The 15,033-nt window shown below is 74.3% G+C and carries 11 protein-coding genes; 9 read left to right on the top strand and 2 right to left on the bottom strand.

What is annotated here, in order from left to right:
• Window positions 1-64 precede the first annotated feature (64 nt).
• Window positions 65-1,222 (bottom strand): acyl-CoA dehydrogenase family protein, encoded by a 1,158-nt coding sequence (locus AB0O11_RS01075; protein WP_363380364.1) that lies wholly within the window; start codon window positions 1,220-1,222, stop codon window positions 65-67.
• Window positions 1,223-1,453: 231 nt separating this feature from the next.
• Between AB0O11_RS01075 and AB0O11_RS01080 the strand changes: the two genes are divergently transcribed.
• From AB0O11_RS01080 to AB0O11_RS01110, 7 genes are all read left to right on the top strand, one after another.
• Window positions 1,454-2,602: a TetR/AcrR family transcriptional regulator gene (locus AB0O11_RS01080; RefSeq protein WP_363380367.1), complete on the top strand. Its 1,149-nt coding sequence runs from the start codon at window positions 1,454-1,456 to the stop codon at window positions 2,600-2,602.
• Window positions 2,603-2,797: 195 nt separating this feature from the next.
• Window positions 2,798-4,753, top strand: a complete 1,956-nt coding sequence (locus AB0O11_RS01085; protein WP_363380369.1) for an ATP-binding protein — start codon at window positions 2,798-2,800, stop codon at window positions 4,751-4,753.
• A gap of 61 nt (window positions 4,754-4,814) precedes the next feature.
• Window positions 4,815-7,172 (top strand): hypothetical protein, encoded by a 2,358-nt coding sequence (locus tag AB0O11_RS01090; RefSeq protein WP_363380372.1) that lies wholly within the window; start codon window positions 4,815-4,817, stop codon window positions 7,170-7,172.
• A 206-nt stretch (window positions 7,173-7,378) separates the two neighbouring features.
• The gene (locus tag AB0O11_RS01095; RefSeq protein WP_363380375.1) at window positions 7,379-8,032 is read left to right on the top strand and encodes a VTT domain-containing protein; all 654 of its coding nucleotides are present in this window, start codon (window positions 7,379-7,381) and stop codon (window positions 8,030-8,032) included.
• Window positions 8,033-8,150: 118 nt separating this feature from the next.
• A complete protein-coding gene (locus tag AB0O11_RS01100) occupies window positions 8,151-9,965 on the top strand; it encodes a threonine/serine exporter family protein (RefSeq protein ID WP_363380377.1) in 1,815 nt (604 codons plus the stop codon).
• Between the two features lie 89 nt (window positions 9,966-10,054).
• A complete protein-coding gene (locus AB0O11_RS01105; protein ID WP_363380379.1) occupies window positions 10,055-11,128 on the top strand; it encodes a hypothetical protein in 1,074 nt (357 codons plus the stop codon).
• A gap of 278 nt (window positions 11,129-11,406) precedes the next feature.
• Window positions 11,407-12,642 (top strand): C40 family peptidase, encoded by a 1,236-nt coding sequence (locus tag AB0O11_RS01110; RefSeq protein WP_363380382.1) that lies wholly within the window; start codon window positions 11,407-11,409, stop codon window positions 12,640-12,642.
• A 73-nt stretch (window positions 12,643-12,715) separates the two neighbouring features.
• Here AB0O11_RS01110 and AB0O11_RS01115 read toward each other — a convergent pair whose 3' ends face one another.
• On the bottom strand, window positions 12,716-13,039 hold the full coding sequence (locus tag AB0O11_RS01115; protein WP_363380385.1) for a hypothetical protein: 324 nt from the start codon (window positions 13,037-13,039) through the stop codon (window positions 12,716-12,718).
• Window positions 13,040-13,165: 126 nt separating this feature from the next.
• Between AB0O11_RS01115 and AB0O11_RS01120 the strand changes: the two genes are divergently transcribed.
• Together AB0O11_RS01120 and AB0O11_RS01125 are read left to right on the top strand one after the other, a co-directional pair.
• Window positions 13,166-13,687 carry a GNAT family N-acetyltransferase gene (locus AB0O11_RS01120; RefSeq protein WP_363380387.1) on the top strand — a complete coding sequence of 174 codons (522 nt, stop codon included), beginning with the start codon at window positions 13,166-13,168 and terminating at the stop codon, window positions 13,685-13,687.
• 40 nt (window positions 13,688-13,727) lie between these two features.
• The gene (locus tag AB0O11_RS01125; RefSeq protein WP_363380389.1) at window positions 13,728-15,008 is read left to right on the top strand and encodes a GNAT family N-acetyltransferase; all 1,281 of its coding nucleotides are present in this window, start codon (window positions 13,728-13,730) and stop codon (window positions 15,006-15,008) included.
• The last annotated feature ends 25 nt before the right edge of the window (window positions 15,009-15,033 follow it).

Consider the following 15,033-nt stretch of genomic DNA (forward strand, 5'->3'; position numbering starts at 1 on the left):
GCCGGCAGCGGCGAGGCGGGTCGCCGAGGGGTGCGGCCCGGCGCGCCGTCGGCCCCGGACGGGCCTACAGCCCGAGCGACTTGGCGATGATGCTGCGCATGACCTCGCTGGTGCCGCCGTAGATCCGGAACACCCGGTTGTCGGTGTAGAGCCGGGCGATCGGGTACTCCAGGATGTAGCCGTAACCACCGTGCAGCTGGAGGCACTTGTCGATCACGGTGGAGGCCGACTCGGTGCAGAACAGCTTCGCCGCGGCCGCGTCCGCGACGGTCAGTTCGCCGTTCTGGTACAGCTCCAGCGCCCGGTCCACCATCGACTGCTGCGCCATCACCTGGGCCTCGCAGTCGGCCAGCGTGAACTTGGTGTTCTGGAACTCGGCCACCGCCTTGCCGAACACCTTGCGGTCCTTGACGTACTGCACCGCGAACCGCACCGCCGCTGCGGCCGCCGCGTACGCGCCGACGGCGATCGCCAGCCGCTCCTGCACCAGGTTGTGGGTCAGGTAGGAGAAGGCCCTGCCCTCCTCGCCGAGCAGGTTCTCCACCGGCACCCGGACGTCGCTGAACGCCAGCTCGGCGGTGTCCGAGGTGCGCAGGCCGATCTTCTGGAGCTTGCGGCCGACGGTGTAGCCCTCGGAGGCGGTGTCCACGCAGAGGATGGACAGCCCGGCCCGGCGGTTCTCCGGGTCGTACGGGGCGGTGCGGCAGACCACCAGGACGAGGTCGGCCAGCACGCCGCCGGTGATGAAGGTCTTGGCGCCGTTCAGGACGTAGTGGGTGCCGTCCTCGGAGAGCCTCGCGGTGGTGGAGATGCCCGCGAGGTCGGATCCGGCGCCGGGCTCGGTCATCGCGATCGCGGTCATGATGTCGCCGGAGACGAAGCCGGGCAGCCAGCGCCGCTTCTGCTCCTCGTTCGCGTACTCCAGCAGGTACGGCAGCACCAGGCCGGTGTGCACGCCGGAGGAGCCGAAGCTCACGCCCGCCCGGGCGGTCTCCTCGGCGATCACCGCCTGGTACTTGAACCCGCTCTCGCCCGCGCCGCCGTACTCCTCCGGCACCTCGATGCCGTAGACGCCGAGTGCGCCGAGCTGCCGGTAGAAGCCGCGCGGCGGGTGGCCCTCGGCCTCCCAGCTCTCGTAGACCGGGACGACCTCGTTGGCGATGAAGTCCCGGATGGTCTCCCGGAAGGCCTCGTGGTCCTCGTTGAACACGGTGCGGCGCACGGCGGCGCTCCCTTCGACGGCACCGGCCGGGGCTGCCGGCCGGGGCGGAACGTGCCTGGTGATGGCCCCACAAGTTAATCCGGGGTAGCTTCGGCTGTCCAGAGTGGGCCGGTCGTGAGAAGGCGCTGGGAAGCACGGTCGACGGGGGTGCGAAGTGAATCCTTGCTAGCCTTCCGTCGATGCCGCTCCGGTACCGGGCCGGTACCCGGCCGAGGGGGAGGGAGGCACGCCATGGTGGTCCGACGGCCGCCCGGACGGCGCGCCCAGATCCTGGCCGTGGCCGCCGACCGCTTCCACCGCAGCGGCTACCACCAGGTCTCGATGACCGAGGTCGCCGCCGGCGTCGGCATCACCGCGCCCGCGCTCTACCGGCACTTCCGCGGCAAGCCCGAACTGCTCGACCGCGCCGTCCGGTTGGGCCTGGACGCGCTTGCCGAAGGACTGTGCCCGGCCCGCACCACCGCCGAGCTCGGCGCCGCGCTGGCCGCCGTCGCGGTCGGCCACCGCCCGCTCGGCACCCTGGTGCAGCGCGACGCCCGGCTGCTGCCGCCGGCCCGGCGGGCGGCGCTGCGCCGCGAACTGCGCGCCGACGTCGCCCTGATGGTCGCCGTGCTGCGCGCGGAACGGCCGGAACTCGCCACCGGGGACGCCGAGTTGCTCTGCTGGTCGGCGCTCTCGGCCTGCGCCGGACTCTCCTACCAGTCGGCGGCGCCGCAGGCCCGACGGGCCGAGGCGCTGCTGCGCGAGGTGGTCGCGGCCGTCCTCGGGGTCTCCCTGGTGGGTGCGGTCGCAGGGCCCGCCGCCGTACCGGTGCCGGAACCCGGGCCGCGGGCGCGCCGGGAGGAGCTGCTCGCGGCGGCCGTGCGGCTGTTCCACCAGCGCGGCTTCGACAACGTCAGCACCGACCAGCTCGGCGCCGCCGTCGGCATCTCCGGCCCCAGCGTGTACCGGCACTTCGACAGCAAGGCCGAGCTGCTCGCCGCCTCGCTGGTGCGCAGCCGCGAGCGGCTCCGGCACGAGGTGGACGGCGCGATCGCGGCCGCCTCCGGGCCCGGGGCGGCACTTGAGGCCGGGCTGGGCGCGTACGTCGGCTTCGCGCTGCGCAACGGGGACTACCTGGGCGCGATGCTCAGCGAGACGGAGCGGCTGGCCCCGCCCGACCGCCGGGCCGCGGTGGACTTCCGGCGGGACTTCCTGCGCACCTGGGTCGGGCTGCTGCGGCAGGTGCACCCCACGTGCGACGCGGCGACCGCCCGGATCCGGGTGCACGCGCTGTTCGCGCTGGTCAACGACGGGGTGCGGAACCGTCCGCACAGCGCCCGGCCGGACCTCGGGGACTGCCTGCTGAGGCTCGGCCGGGCGGTGCTGGCTCTCTCCTGAGCAGGCCCCGGGGCGGGACCGGCAGCGGACGTACGGGTAGTGGACGAATTCCACCGAACGGGTGGCAATTCCCCCGATGGTGGAGGATCGGTCAATTAAGAGCTGACCGCATTGCGTCATTTCGTCATTCCGTCAGCAAGGCGTCAAGAAGAAAGAAATGGTCGCCAGATAGTCGCACTGGCACACTGAGGACCCATGTCTGATGGTGCCCCGCCCGAGCCCACCCCCGCCGAGGAGCTGCGCACGACCGAGGTCGATCTCGGCGGCCTGGTGAACGTCCTCGCCACCCACCTCTACTCCACCCCGCTGGTCGCGCTGCGCGAACTCGTCCAGAACGCGCACGACTCGCACACCCGCCGGCTCCTGGAGGACCCGGACGGCGACCACCGCCCGCTGATCCGGGTGCACGCCGACGCCGCCCGGCGGACCGTCGCCATCGAGGACACCGGGGCCGGCCTCACCGAACCCGAGATCCACTCCTACCTGGCCACCGTCGGCACCGGCTACACCCGGATGCTGCGCGAACTGACCGGCAACCAGGAGCTGATCGGCGCCTTCGGCCTGGGCTTCCTCTCCGCCTTCTCGATCGCCGACGAGGTCACCGTCACCACCACCTCGCACCGCGAGCCGCTGCTCGGGCACCGCTACCGCAGCCGCGGCGGCGAGCAGTACCAGGTCGAGCCGGTGCCCGCCCGGCCCCGCCCCGGCACGGTGGTCGAGCTGGCGATCAAGGCCGAGCACGGCCACCTCGCCGACGAGGACGTCCTGCGCGACGTGCTCGGCCGCTACTGCGTGCTGCTGCCGATCCCGGTCCACGTCGGCGAGGACGAGCGTCCGGTCAACTCCGTCGAGGTGCCCTGGCGGCGATCGGCCCTCCCGCCGCCCACCCCCGCCCCCGGCCGAGACGCCTCGGGCAGCCCCTCGGACGGTGACCGGTACGCCGCCCGGATGCGCTTCGCCGCCGCCTTCGGCCGCCGCTTCGAACCGCTGACCGCCTTCCCGGTCCACCCGGTCGAGGGCGTCACCGACGCGGCCGGTCTGCTCTGGGTCCAGGACGGCGGCACCTACGGCAGCAGCGACAACCGCGACCTCGCCGTCTACCTGCGCGGCATGCTGCTCGCCGAGGACGCCCGCGACCTGCTGCCCCGCTGGGCCGGGTTCATCGGCGGCGTGGTCGAGTCCAACCGGCTCACCCCCACCGCCAGCCGCGAGGACCTCCAGCGCGACGAGCACTACCACGCGCTCCGGAAGGTCCTCACCGACGCCATCGTGGACGGCCTGTACGAGACCGCCCGGCTGCGGCCCGCCGCCTGGCGCCGCATCCTCACCCGGCACGGCAACGACCTGCTCGGCGCCGCGCTCTGCGACGAGCGGCTGTTCACCCTGCTCGCCGACGACGTCCCGGTGCCCACCTCGCAGGGCGACCTCACGGCCGGCGCGCTGCGCGCGGCGGGAGGCGGCGCGGTGCACGTCGCGCTCGGCAGCGGCGGAGGCTTCGAGGAGATGCTGTACCGGGCGATGCGGGTGCCGATCGCGCGCGGCGACCGATACGCCGTCCTGCCGTTCCTGCGCCGCTACGCCCAGCTGCGCGGCTGCCGGGTGGTCGAGCTGGGCAGCGAGCAGGGCGACCGCGAGCTGTTCCGCGACCCGGAGCGCCCGCTGCCGGAGCACGAGTCGGCCTGGCTGGCCGGCGCCCTCGCCGACCCGGGCGAGCAGCTCGTCCCGGCCCGCTTCGACCCGCCCGGCCTGCCGCTGGTGCTGGTGCCGGACCGCGAGGCCGAGCTGAAGGCCCGGATCGAGGACGACCAGGCGGACGCCCGGATACCGTCCGCCGCCCTGCGGCTGGCCCGCGCCTTCACGGCCCGCACCGACGGTGGGGTGCGGGCCCGGCTCTACCTCAACCTGGCCAGTCCGGCGGTCCAGGACCTGCTCGCCGCCTACCGCCGCGGGCACACCGGCAGCGCGACCGCGGCCGGGCTGCTCCGGTCGATCAAGGTGATCATGGCCGCGGCCTCGTCCGGCCCCTCCGAGGGCGACCTCACCACGGCGCTGACCGGCATCGGCACCGCGGTCTCCGCCCTGACCGCCGCCGTCCCGGCCGGCCTGCCGGAGGTCCCGGACAGCCCCGGCGCCCTCTCGGAGGAGCCGTGACGGACGGATTGTCAGGGGTGTGCGGTAGACAACTCATCAGCACGACGCAGGGGGAACCGGCATGACCACCGACATCTGGGCCTGGGTGCGCGACACCCACCGGCAGCTGGCCGAGGCCGGCCACCACCGGCTGGCCGACGCCATCATCGAGCTGCCCGAGCACGCCACCGAGGGGCGCAACGAGCAGCTGGACGCGCTCTACCCGGAGGCGGTGGCCGCCGCCCGGGCGCTCGGCCTGCCCTGGGTCGAGGTCTACCTGCGGCACTGGCGGATGCAGAACCTGCTGAACAAGCGCCAGCAGGGCGAGGCGGTGCTGCCCGAGGCGGTCGACCTGCTGGACTTCGCGCACCGGGAGGAGACGGCGGGGTGCCCGCAGTCCGTCTGCGTGGTGCAGGACTTCGCGATCTGCCACGCCCGGGTCGACGGGCCGGGGTACGTGGCCGAGCGCCTCGCCGTGGTCGGCGAGACGCTGGACCGGATCGAGCCCGCCCGGGCCTGCTACGACTGCCTCTCCCGCGAGTACTCCGACGCCCTGGAGGACGACGGCCGGGCGGCCGAGGCGCTGGACTACCTGGACTCCGCGGCCAACCGGATGCGGGCGGCCGGCCAGCCGGTCTCGCTCCGCTTCCACCAGGCCCGGGCCGGCACCCTGCACCTGCTGGGCCGGCACGAGGACGTGCTGGAGCTGCTGGACACCGCCGAGCGGGCCGAGCAGAAGCAGGGGCGCGGGCTGGACGAGCGCGACCAGCGCTGGGGCGCCCTGCTGCGGGCCCGCGCGCTCGCCGCTCTCGGCCGCACCGAGGAGGCGCTCGCCCTGCTGCCCGGGCGGGCCGAGGCCGAGAAGCACGCCGACCTGCGCGGCGCCTGGACGCAGACGGTCGAGCTGCTGGTCGCGGCCGGCGCCCGGGAGAACGACGCCGAGCTGGGCGCCGTACTGGCCGGCTGGGTCGGCTACCTGGACGGCGTCGGCGCGCACCGCCCGTGCGTGGACCTGCTGCTGGCGGCGGGCCGGCTCGCGCTCGCCCGCGGCGCCCGCACGGTGGCGCTGACCCTCGCCGCGACGGGGGAGCGTAAGCTCACCCGGTTGCGCCGCACCGACGGCGTGTCGGAGCAGGTCGCGGCACTGCGCGCGGCCGCCGAGGTACTGCCGGAGCCCGAGCTGCCCGTCCCGCCGGGCGAGCTGACGGCGCACCTGGCCGAGGTCCGGGTGCCCTACGAGACCGGCGCCGACCTGCTCTCCGTCGCCCTGGACCGGTACCGGGGTGAGCAGGCCGGCGCCACCGAACTGGCGGTGCTCCTGGCCACCGTGCTCGGCGGCCTCGGCCACGCCCGTGCCGCGGCCGACCTGCTGTGGCGGTACGTGGAGGACGACCCGGCGGACCGCGAGCTGACCGGCGCGCTCGGCGAGATGCTGATCGAGGCCCGGGACGCCGAGGGCGTACGCCGCCTCGCGGACCGGGTGGCCGCCTCCGCCCCGGCCGACGGGCACTGGATACGTGCCCGCTGGGCCGCCGCCGAGGGCCGCTGGGCCGAGGCGCTGGAGCAGTGCCGGGCGATCCTGGCGCTGGACGACGAGGTGCTCAACACCCGCCGCCTCGCCGCTCTCGCCGCCACCGAGCTGGGCGACCACGCCACCGCGCAGCGGATGTACCTGGAGCTGCTGGAGCGCGCGGTGCCGGCCGAGGACGCCGGCGACGAGGACGGCCACCGGACGGTCCAGGAGCCGGACTTGTGGCACCTGATCACCGCGGCCAGCGCCAACCGGGACTGGGCCGTGGTCCGCTCCACCGGCGCGCTGCTCGACATCGAGTTCGACGAGCCCGAGGGCCCGGTGGACGAGGAGTGGCAGCTGGTCACCATCCGCGCCACCCGCACCAACGGCGCGACGTCCGACCTGCCCGCCCTGCGGACGGGCCCGGCCACCGCCCGCATCCTGCCGGTGCTCGGCGACGACCTGACGCTCAACCACGGCGACGTGGTGGTCTTCGCCCCGGCCCTGCTGGAGCGCCCGCCGGCCGAGGACGCCCCCGAGGAGGAGCGGCAGCACTGGCGCCCGGTGTTCGGGCTGCTCACCCTGCTCGACCCGGCCGGGTACACCACGTACTGGATCGACGGCGGCCGGCCCGGCGACGAGCCGTGGTCGGTCCTGCGCGAGGAACTGCACGAGGCCGGGTACGCGGTCTGGGTGTACAGCGGGGACCAGTACCGGATCACCGACCCGGCGGAGGACGGCGACACCCTGCCCGGCGTCTACGCGGCCCTCGGCGTCCCGCCGACCGCCTCGGCCGCCGAGGCCGACGCCCTGCTGCACCGGCTGACCGGCGGCTGGCCGCACCCGCTCGGCTGGCCGGAGCTGGCCAAGGCGGCCGGCGCGGACCTCGCCCGGCACGAGGAGATCGTCGAGCGCTACGGGCTCTGACCACCCTCGACCGCGCCGCGGCCCCGGCGGGCCGGCCCTCCGGGGCCCCCGCCGGGGCCGGCGGCGTTCCGGGCGGCATTCCTCCGGGCCCCGCGCGTTCCGGGGCCGCCCGCGCTTCCGGCCGGGAACCTTCCGGCCCCGAATCGAGTCTTTGTCAATGCTTTACCGTTTCATTGCCAAGACTCGACCTTCGGAGTGCCCGCACCGTGACCAGCCTCGCCCTCGGCCCGTCCTGGCTCGATCCGACCACCCTGATCTCCACCTTCGGCCTGATCGGCATCCTGGCCATCGTCTTCGCCGAGTCCGGCCTGCTGATCGGCTTCTTCCTGCCGGGTGACTCGCTGCTGTTCACCACCGGCCTGCTGGTGGCCGGCGGCACCTACCTGCACCAGCCGCTCTGGCTGGTCTGCGCGCTGATCGTGGTTGCCGCGGTGGCCGGGGACCAGGTCGGCTACCTCTTCGGCCGCAAGGTCGGCCCGAGCCTCTTCCGCCGGCCCGACTCCCGGGTCTTCAAGCAGGAGAACGTCGAGAAGGCCGCCGCCTTCTTCGACCGGCACGGGCCCAAGGCGATCGTGCTGGCCCGCTTCGTGCCGATCGTGCGCACCTTCACCCCGATCGTCGCCGGGGTGAGCAGGATGAACTACCGCGGTTTCGTGGTGTTCAACCTGGTCGGCGGCGTGCTGTGGGGCGGCGGCGTCACCGTGCTCGGCTACTTCCTGGGGCAGATCCCGTTCGTCCGGGACAACATCGAGGCCATCCTGGTCGGCATCGTGCTGGTCTCGGTGGTCCCGGTGGCGATCGAGCTGCTGCGGGCCCGCCGCTCCGGCGCGGCCCGTGCCGACCGCCACCGCGCCGGGTAGGCGTCCGCCGCTGCGGCCACGCGACGCCGCGTACATGTGCGTCCGGCTGTTCGATCAGGCAAGGTGTAACCGAGATCGAACGGTGGCCGGCGGCCACCAGGGGTGGCAAGGAGCGGAAGTGCCTAAGCGGGGCCGACCGGGTGCGGGCAAGCGGGCGAGGGGAGGCCGGGCGGTCCGACAGGCGCGGCAGGCACCCCCGAAGCCGGTGCACCCCGCCGAGGCCCCGCCCACCGAGGGCCTGCTCGGCCACCCCGCCCCGCCGGTCGAGCCCACCACCGTCGTCCCGCTCGCCCCGCCCGTCCCGGAGACCAAGGGCCTGCTGGCCCCCGAGCCGACACCCGAGCCGGCGCCGGCCCCGGGCCGCCCCGAGACCGGCCGCCCCGAGACCGGGCGTCCGGTGCGCCGCCGTTCGGTCGCCGAGGACACCCTCACCCCCGAGGAGTGGCGGGCAGCCGGCTACACCCCGCCCACCGGCATCCCGGTCCCCGACCTGACCGCCGGCGCCCCGGGCGAGGCGCCCTGGCCGGACCGGATGCGCACCCTGCTGCGCACCCCGATGTCGGAGCGGCCCGCCTTCGAACGCACCGCCCGCGAACTGCACCCCTCCGCGGCCGCCACCCGCAACGTCCCGCGCATCCTCGACCTGACGCTGCGCATCGGCGAGCTGCTGCTGGCCAGCGGCGAGGCCGCCGAGGACGTCGAGGCGGCGATGCTCGGTATCGCGCACGCCTACCGGCTGGACCGCTGCGAGCCGCAGGTCACCTTCACCCTGATCGGCATCTCGCACCAGCCCTCGCTGGTCGAGCCGCCGGTCACCGCCGACCGCGTGGTGCGCCGCCGGACCTCCGACTACACCCGGCTCAACGCGGTGTACCAGCTGGTCGCGGACATCACCGCGGAGAAGGTGACGGTCAACGACGCCTACCGCCGGCTCGCGGTGATCCGCCGCAACCGGCACCCGTACCCGGCCTGGTTCCTCGCCCTGACCAGCGGCCTGCTGGCCGGCGCGGCGACCTTCCTGGTCGGTGGGCGGATAGACGACAAGGCCTGGCTGGTGTTCGCGAGCGCCTTCGTCGCGGCCGTCCTCGGCGACCGGCTGGCCTCCGCGCTGGCCCGGCGCCGGCTGCCGGAGTTCTACCAGTTCGTGGCGGCCGCGATGCCGGCCGCCGCCTCCGGCATCATCCTCTCGTTCAACGACTGGGGCCTGCGCGGCTCGGTCGTGATCACCGGTGGCCTGTTCGCCCTGCTGCCCGGGCGCGCCCTGGTCGCCGCCGTGCAGGACGGTCTGACCGGCTTCTACATCACCGCCGCGGCCCGACTGCTGGAAGTGATCTACCTGGTCGCGGGCATCGTGATCGGGGTGATGGTGATCCTCTACCTGGGGGTCGGCTTCGAGGCGAACCTGCGCCCGGACGAGAGCCTGGTGGGCGTCAGCTACCCGCCGGTCCAGATGGTCGCCGCGATGCTGCTGACCCTGGCCTTCGCGACGCTGCTCCAGACCGACCGCCGCACGCTGGCCCTGGTCACCGTCAACAGCGGCATCGGCTGGGCCAGCTACGGCGCGCTGGTGTACAACGCGGGTGTCAACCCGATCGCGGCGACCGGCGTGGCGGCCGGGCTGGTCGGCCTCTTCGGCCAGCTGATGGCGCGCTACCGCAACGGCTCGGCGCTGCCGTACGTGACCGCCGCGATCGGCCCGCTGATGCCCGGTTCGGCGCTCTACCTCGGGATGCTCGCCTTCGCCCAGGGGCACTCCAGCGCCGGCCTGGTGTCGGTCTTCCGGGCAGCGGCGATCGCGATGGCGCTGGCGGTCGGGGTGAACCTGGGTGGGGAGATCGCCCGCCTGTTCATGAAGCTGCCGGTCGGCGCCGAGCGCCCGTCGCTCTACCCGGCCGTGCCGCGCCGGGCGGCCAAGCGAACTCGAGGGTTCTGACCGGGCGTCGGCCCGGTGTTGGGGGCGATGTGTGCCCCGGGCCACGTTGCGGCAGGCAGGACGCAGGACCAGGAACGAAGGTAAGACCCATGACGACACTGCTGGACGGCTACCGCGACCACATCGTCGCCACGCACAAGCAACCGCTGTTCCTGCTGCTGGTCGGATTCATCGTCTCCTTCGTCTTCATCCGGTTCAGCGTCCGGATGATCCGCGCCCAGGTGCGCTGGTGGCCGGGCAACGTGACCCCCGGCGGGCTGCACATCCACCACATGGTGTTCGGCCTGGGCTTCCTGTTGCTCGGCGGCATCGGGGTGTTCGCCACCTACGGCGGGCATCCGTGGATCAACTGGTTCGGGCTGGCCTTCGGCATCGGCTGCGGCCTGGTGCTGGACGAGTTCGCGCTGATCCTGCACCTGGACGACGTGTACTGGAGCGAACAGGGCCGCAAGTCGGTGGACGCGGTGATCTTCGGCATCCTGTTCACCTCCCTGCTGCTGGTCGGGTACGTGCCGCTCGGCGTGGTGCCCGGCGAGGAGACCAGGTGGGGTCTGATCACGATCATCTCGGTGAACGCGCTGGCCTCGGTGATCACCCTGCTCAAGGGCAAGGTGTGGACCGGACTGCTCGGGATCATGGTCCCCGGCCTGTCCTGGATCGGGGCGGTCCGGCTGGCCCGCCCGAGCAGCCCGTGGGCCCGCTGGCGATACGCCACGCGCCCGCGTCGCCGGGCGCGTGCGCTGCGGCGCGAGCGCCTGCTGCACCGGCGTGCGGACCGCGCCCGCACCTGGCTCTTCGACCTGATCGCCGGGGCCCCCGACAAGGTGCCCGTCAACCACCCGGCCGCGCACCGGGTGGCCGAGCGGATGGCTGCCAGGGCCACCGCCCACCTCGACGCGCACGCCGCCCGGGCGCTGGCCCGCCGTCAGGCCCGGCTGGCCGACCGCCGCTCGGCGGCCGCCGCCGGGGCGGAGGGGAAGGCGCCGGTCGCGGCGGACCCGGCGGCCGAGGCCGGTCCGGGCCGCTCCCGCCTGGCGCAGCAGCGCCGCCGGACCGTCCGGGCCGGGCGCAGTCGGGCCTTCGCCGTCGGTCCGACCGGACTGGAAAGCCGCCCCGAGCGGCACCGTCGGCTGCGGACGCACACCCGCCGGATCAGCCGGTAGTCCGTCTCTCCGCGCTCGCTTCCGGCTCGCCTCGCCGACCTGCTCCTCATACGCCGCGCCGGAGCTGAGGCGTGGTCGGATTATCCGATAGCCACCCGACTGGCAGAGCACTTTCCGGGCGTGAAGGCCGCCGGAATTGAGAACATGGGCGTCATGTGACCGTTCTGTCATGTGATGGGATGATTCATCGGACTTCCCGCCGTCCCGGGCCGCCGTCTGCCCGGACGCCGCGCGCCGTCCGACGCCGTCCCCTCCGGACCCGCCAGAAGGGATGTCGCGTGGCGCGCAGGATCCTGCTGACCCTCCTGTTGTCCCTCACCGCCCTGCTCGGGCTGCTCCCCGCCGTCCAGGCCGCCCCGGCGACCGGCGAACCGCGTGCCGGTGGACCGGCGGCCGGCCGGGCCGGGGGAGAGGAGCCGTACCCGACCACCGAGGAGATCGACCGGGCCCGGGCCGACGCCGAGGGCAAGGCCTCCTCGGCCGCCGCCCTGGAGTCCGCGCTCACCGCCGCCCGGGCCGAGCTGGACCGGGCCGGGCGCGCCGCCGAACAGGCCGTCGAGGCCTACAACGGCGCCCAGCTCGCCCTCACCCGGGCCCGCGTCGAGGAGGACGCCGCCGCCCAGCGCGCCGCCGCCGCCGAGACCGAGCGCGCGGCCGCCGCCGAGGACGCGGCCCGGCTCGCGGCCGAGACGTACCGGCAGGGGGTGGGTGCCGAACTGTCCGCCCTCAACGCCCTGCTCGGCGCCCACGGCCCGCGCGAGGCGGGCGACCGCGCCGCCGCGGTCGGCCAGGTCAGCGAGCGCACCCGGCAGATCCTGGACGCCGCCACCTCCACGGCCACCGCCGCCCGTAGCGCCTCCGCCGCCGCCCGGGCCGCCACCGAGACCGCGGGGAAGGCCGCCGCCGAGGTCGGCGCGGCCAAGGCCCGGGCGGAGCAGCGGCTGGCCGCCCAGCAGGGCGAGGTGGCCGCCGCCGGGCGGCGGCGCGAGCAGCTGCTCGCCGAGCTGGCCGCCGCCCGGAACACCACCGTCGAGCTGGAGCGCCAACGCCGGGAGGCCCTGGAGGCGGTCGCCACCCGCGAGGCCGGGTCCGCCGCCCGCGCCGCCGCCAACGCCAAGGCCGCGCCGAGCGCCGCCCACCCGTGGTCCGCCGAGGGCGCGGCCGCCGCCATCGCCTTCGCCAAGTCCACGATCGGCCTGCCCTACGTCTGGGGCGGCGAGGGCCCGGGCGGCTACGACTGCTCCGGGCTGATCATGATGGCGTGGCGCGAGGGCGGCCGACAGCTCAACCACTTCGCCGCCGACCAGTACGCCCAGAGCACCCCGATCGGCTACCGCCAACTGCGCCCCGGCGACCTGGTCTTCTGGACCGACACCGGGCGCGCCGCCGACATCTACCACGTCGGCCTCTACATCGGCGACGACCAGATGATCGAGGCCCCGCGGGCCGGCATGCCGATCAAACAGGCCAGCCTCTGGATCATGGGCACCCCGGACTTCTACGCCCGTCCCTAGGGTCCGTCTTCTACGCCCGTCCCTAGATGTTCTGACCCGGGAAGCCGGGGGCGCTCCGGCGCCGCCCCGTCGGCTACCGGCCGGCGAGGGCGGCCAGGGCCTTGCGGCTCTCGCGCAGTCGCACGACGGACCAGCCCCAGGCGGCGCCGAACGGGAGCGACACGAGGAGGACGGCGAGCGCGCTGCCGATCCGGCCGATCATCTCGGAGTCGCAGGCCTCCGCCATGTGGAAGCCGGTCGGCTCGTAGAAGGCCGGGGAGCCGCAGAGTCCGCCGGCCGGGAGGAAGACCAGCCAGAGCGCCCAGAGCCAGCCGGCGACGGTCAGCCCGCCGACGGCCTTCGCCGTCAGCGACCGGCCCTCGTACTCCTTCAACCGGCGGAAGTACTCGTCCTCCATGGCTCCCCCAAAAAAAGCGGATCGTCCGTACCTGAACCGGCACGAGGATGCCAGCCCGGGTCGCCCGGCGCCAATGTCGGTGGGCCGCGTTAGCGTGGCCGCTCGGACCGGCGCTGAGGAGGAGTCATGCGACTGCGGGATGTTCGGGCGGGGGACGTCGAGGCGTACGTCCGGATGCGCTGCGACCCGCTGATGATGGCCGAACTGGGCGGGCCGCTGCCCCGGGAGCAGGTGGAGGCGCGGCTGCGCAAGGACCTGGCCGAGGTGGCCGCGGACAGCTCCTGGATCAGGATGATCGTGCCGGACGGCGCCGAGGACGGCGAGGCGGCGGGCACCGTCACGCTCTGGTCGGACCAGGAGGACGGCGCGACCGTCTCCGAGATCGGCTGGATGGTGCTGCCCGAGTACCAGGGCCGAGGCCTCGCCAAGGCGGCCGTGCGTCTGGTGCTGGACGCCGCCGCCGAGGACGGCCGCTGGGGCGAGGTGCACGCCAACCCGGGGACCACCAACGGACCGTCCAACGGGATCTGCCGGGCGCTCGGCTTCCGGTTTCTCGGCGAGCGGGACCTGGACTTCTCGGACCGCCTCCTGCACACCAACCACTGGGTGGTGGTGCCGGGCGAGCACACCGGGTCGGGCACGGAATAAATCGGATGCCGCCCCCGGGGCGCCGCCGTACGGTGGCCGCATGGGCAACAGCATCGACCACACGGCCGTTGACACCGTGAACGGACTCCGGATCCGGGCGGTTTCCGAGGACGAGGTGGAGGCCTGGGACCGCGCGCTCGCCCTCGGCTTCCTGCGCCCCCACGTGGGCAGCGCGGCGGATCTGCGCCGTCGCCAGTGGGAGCCGGGCCGGATGCTGGCCGGCTTCGACGGCGACCGCCAGATCGCCACCTTCCGGAGCTACGACGCCGAGTTGACGGTCCCGGGCGGGGCCGTCATCACCGCCGACGCCATCACCAACGTCACCGTGAGCGCCACCCACCGCCGACGTGGCCTGCTCGGCACGATGATGCGGCGCGACCTCGCGACCGCCGCCGGGAGCGGCACGCCGGTCGCCATCCTGATCGCCGCCGAGTACAACATCTACGGCCGGTTCGGCTTCGGCCCGGCCACCCGCGGCCACGGCTGGAACGTCGACCTGCGCCGCACCCGCGGCCTGCGGGACGGCCTGCCGGTCGTCCCCGGCAGCCGGATCGACTTCGTGACCATGGCCGAGCTGCGCGAACTCGGCGCGGACCTGCACGAGCGGTGGCGGCGCACCCAGCCGGGCGCGATCGACCGCAACGAGCTGTGGTGGCAGCGCACCACCGGTGAGGTCCAGGTGCCGGGCTTCGACTTCAAGGAGCCGTTCGCGGCCGTCCACCGGGACGCCGACGGCGTGGTCACCGGCCTGGCGGTCTACCGGATCGACGACAAGTGGGACGGCAGCTATCCCGACTGCACGCTCACCGTCGAGGACTTCCTGGCGCTGGACGGCGCGACCACCACCGAGCTGTGGCGCTTCCTCCTCTCCGTCGACTGGGTGCGCAAGGTCGTGGTGGAGAACCTCGGCCCGGACGACCCGCTGCCGCTGCTGCTCCAGGACCCGCGTGCGGCCACCCCGTACGTCGAGAACGCCGACTTCACCTGGCTGCGGGTGCTGGACGTCGAGGCCGCGTTCAACGCCCGGACGTACGGCGCCCCCGGGCGGGTGGTGCTGGAGGTCGACGACAAGCTGGGCTACGCCTCGGGCCGTTGGGCGCTGGAGGTGGCCGGGGACGGCACCGGCCGCTGCACCCGGACCACCGACGACGCCGACCTCGCGCTCGGCGCCTCGGCACTGGGCTCGCTCTACCTGGGCGGTGAGACGGTGCCGCGGCTGGCCGCGGCCGGCCTGGTCACCGAGTCGCGCCCCGGCGCGGCGGCCGCTGCCGACCTGCTGCTGCGCACCCCGCTCGCCGCCTGGAACCCGGACGGATTCTGAGGCCGGGCACGCATGCGGGAGGCCG

This window comes from Kitasatospora sp. NPDC093102 (assembly GCF_040683915.1).
In the GTDB taxonomy this organism is placed as follows: domain Bacteria; phylum Actinomycetota; class Actinomycetes; order Streptomycetales; family Streptomycetaceae; genus Kitasatospora.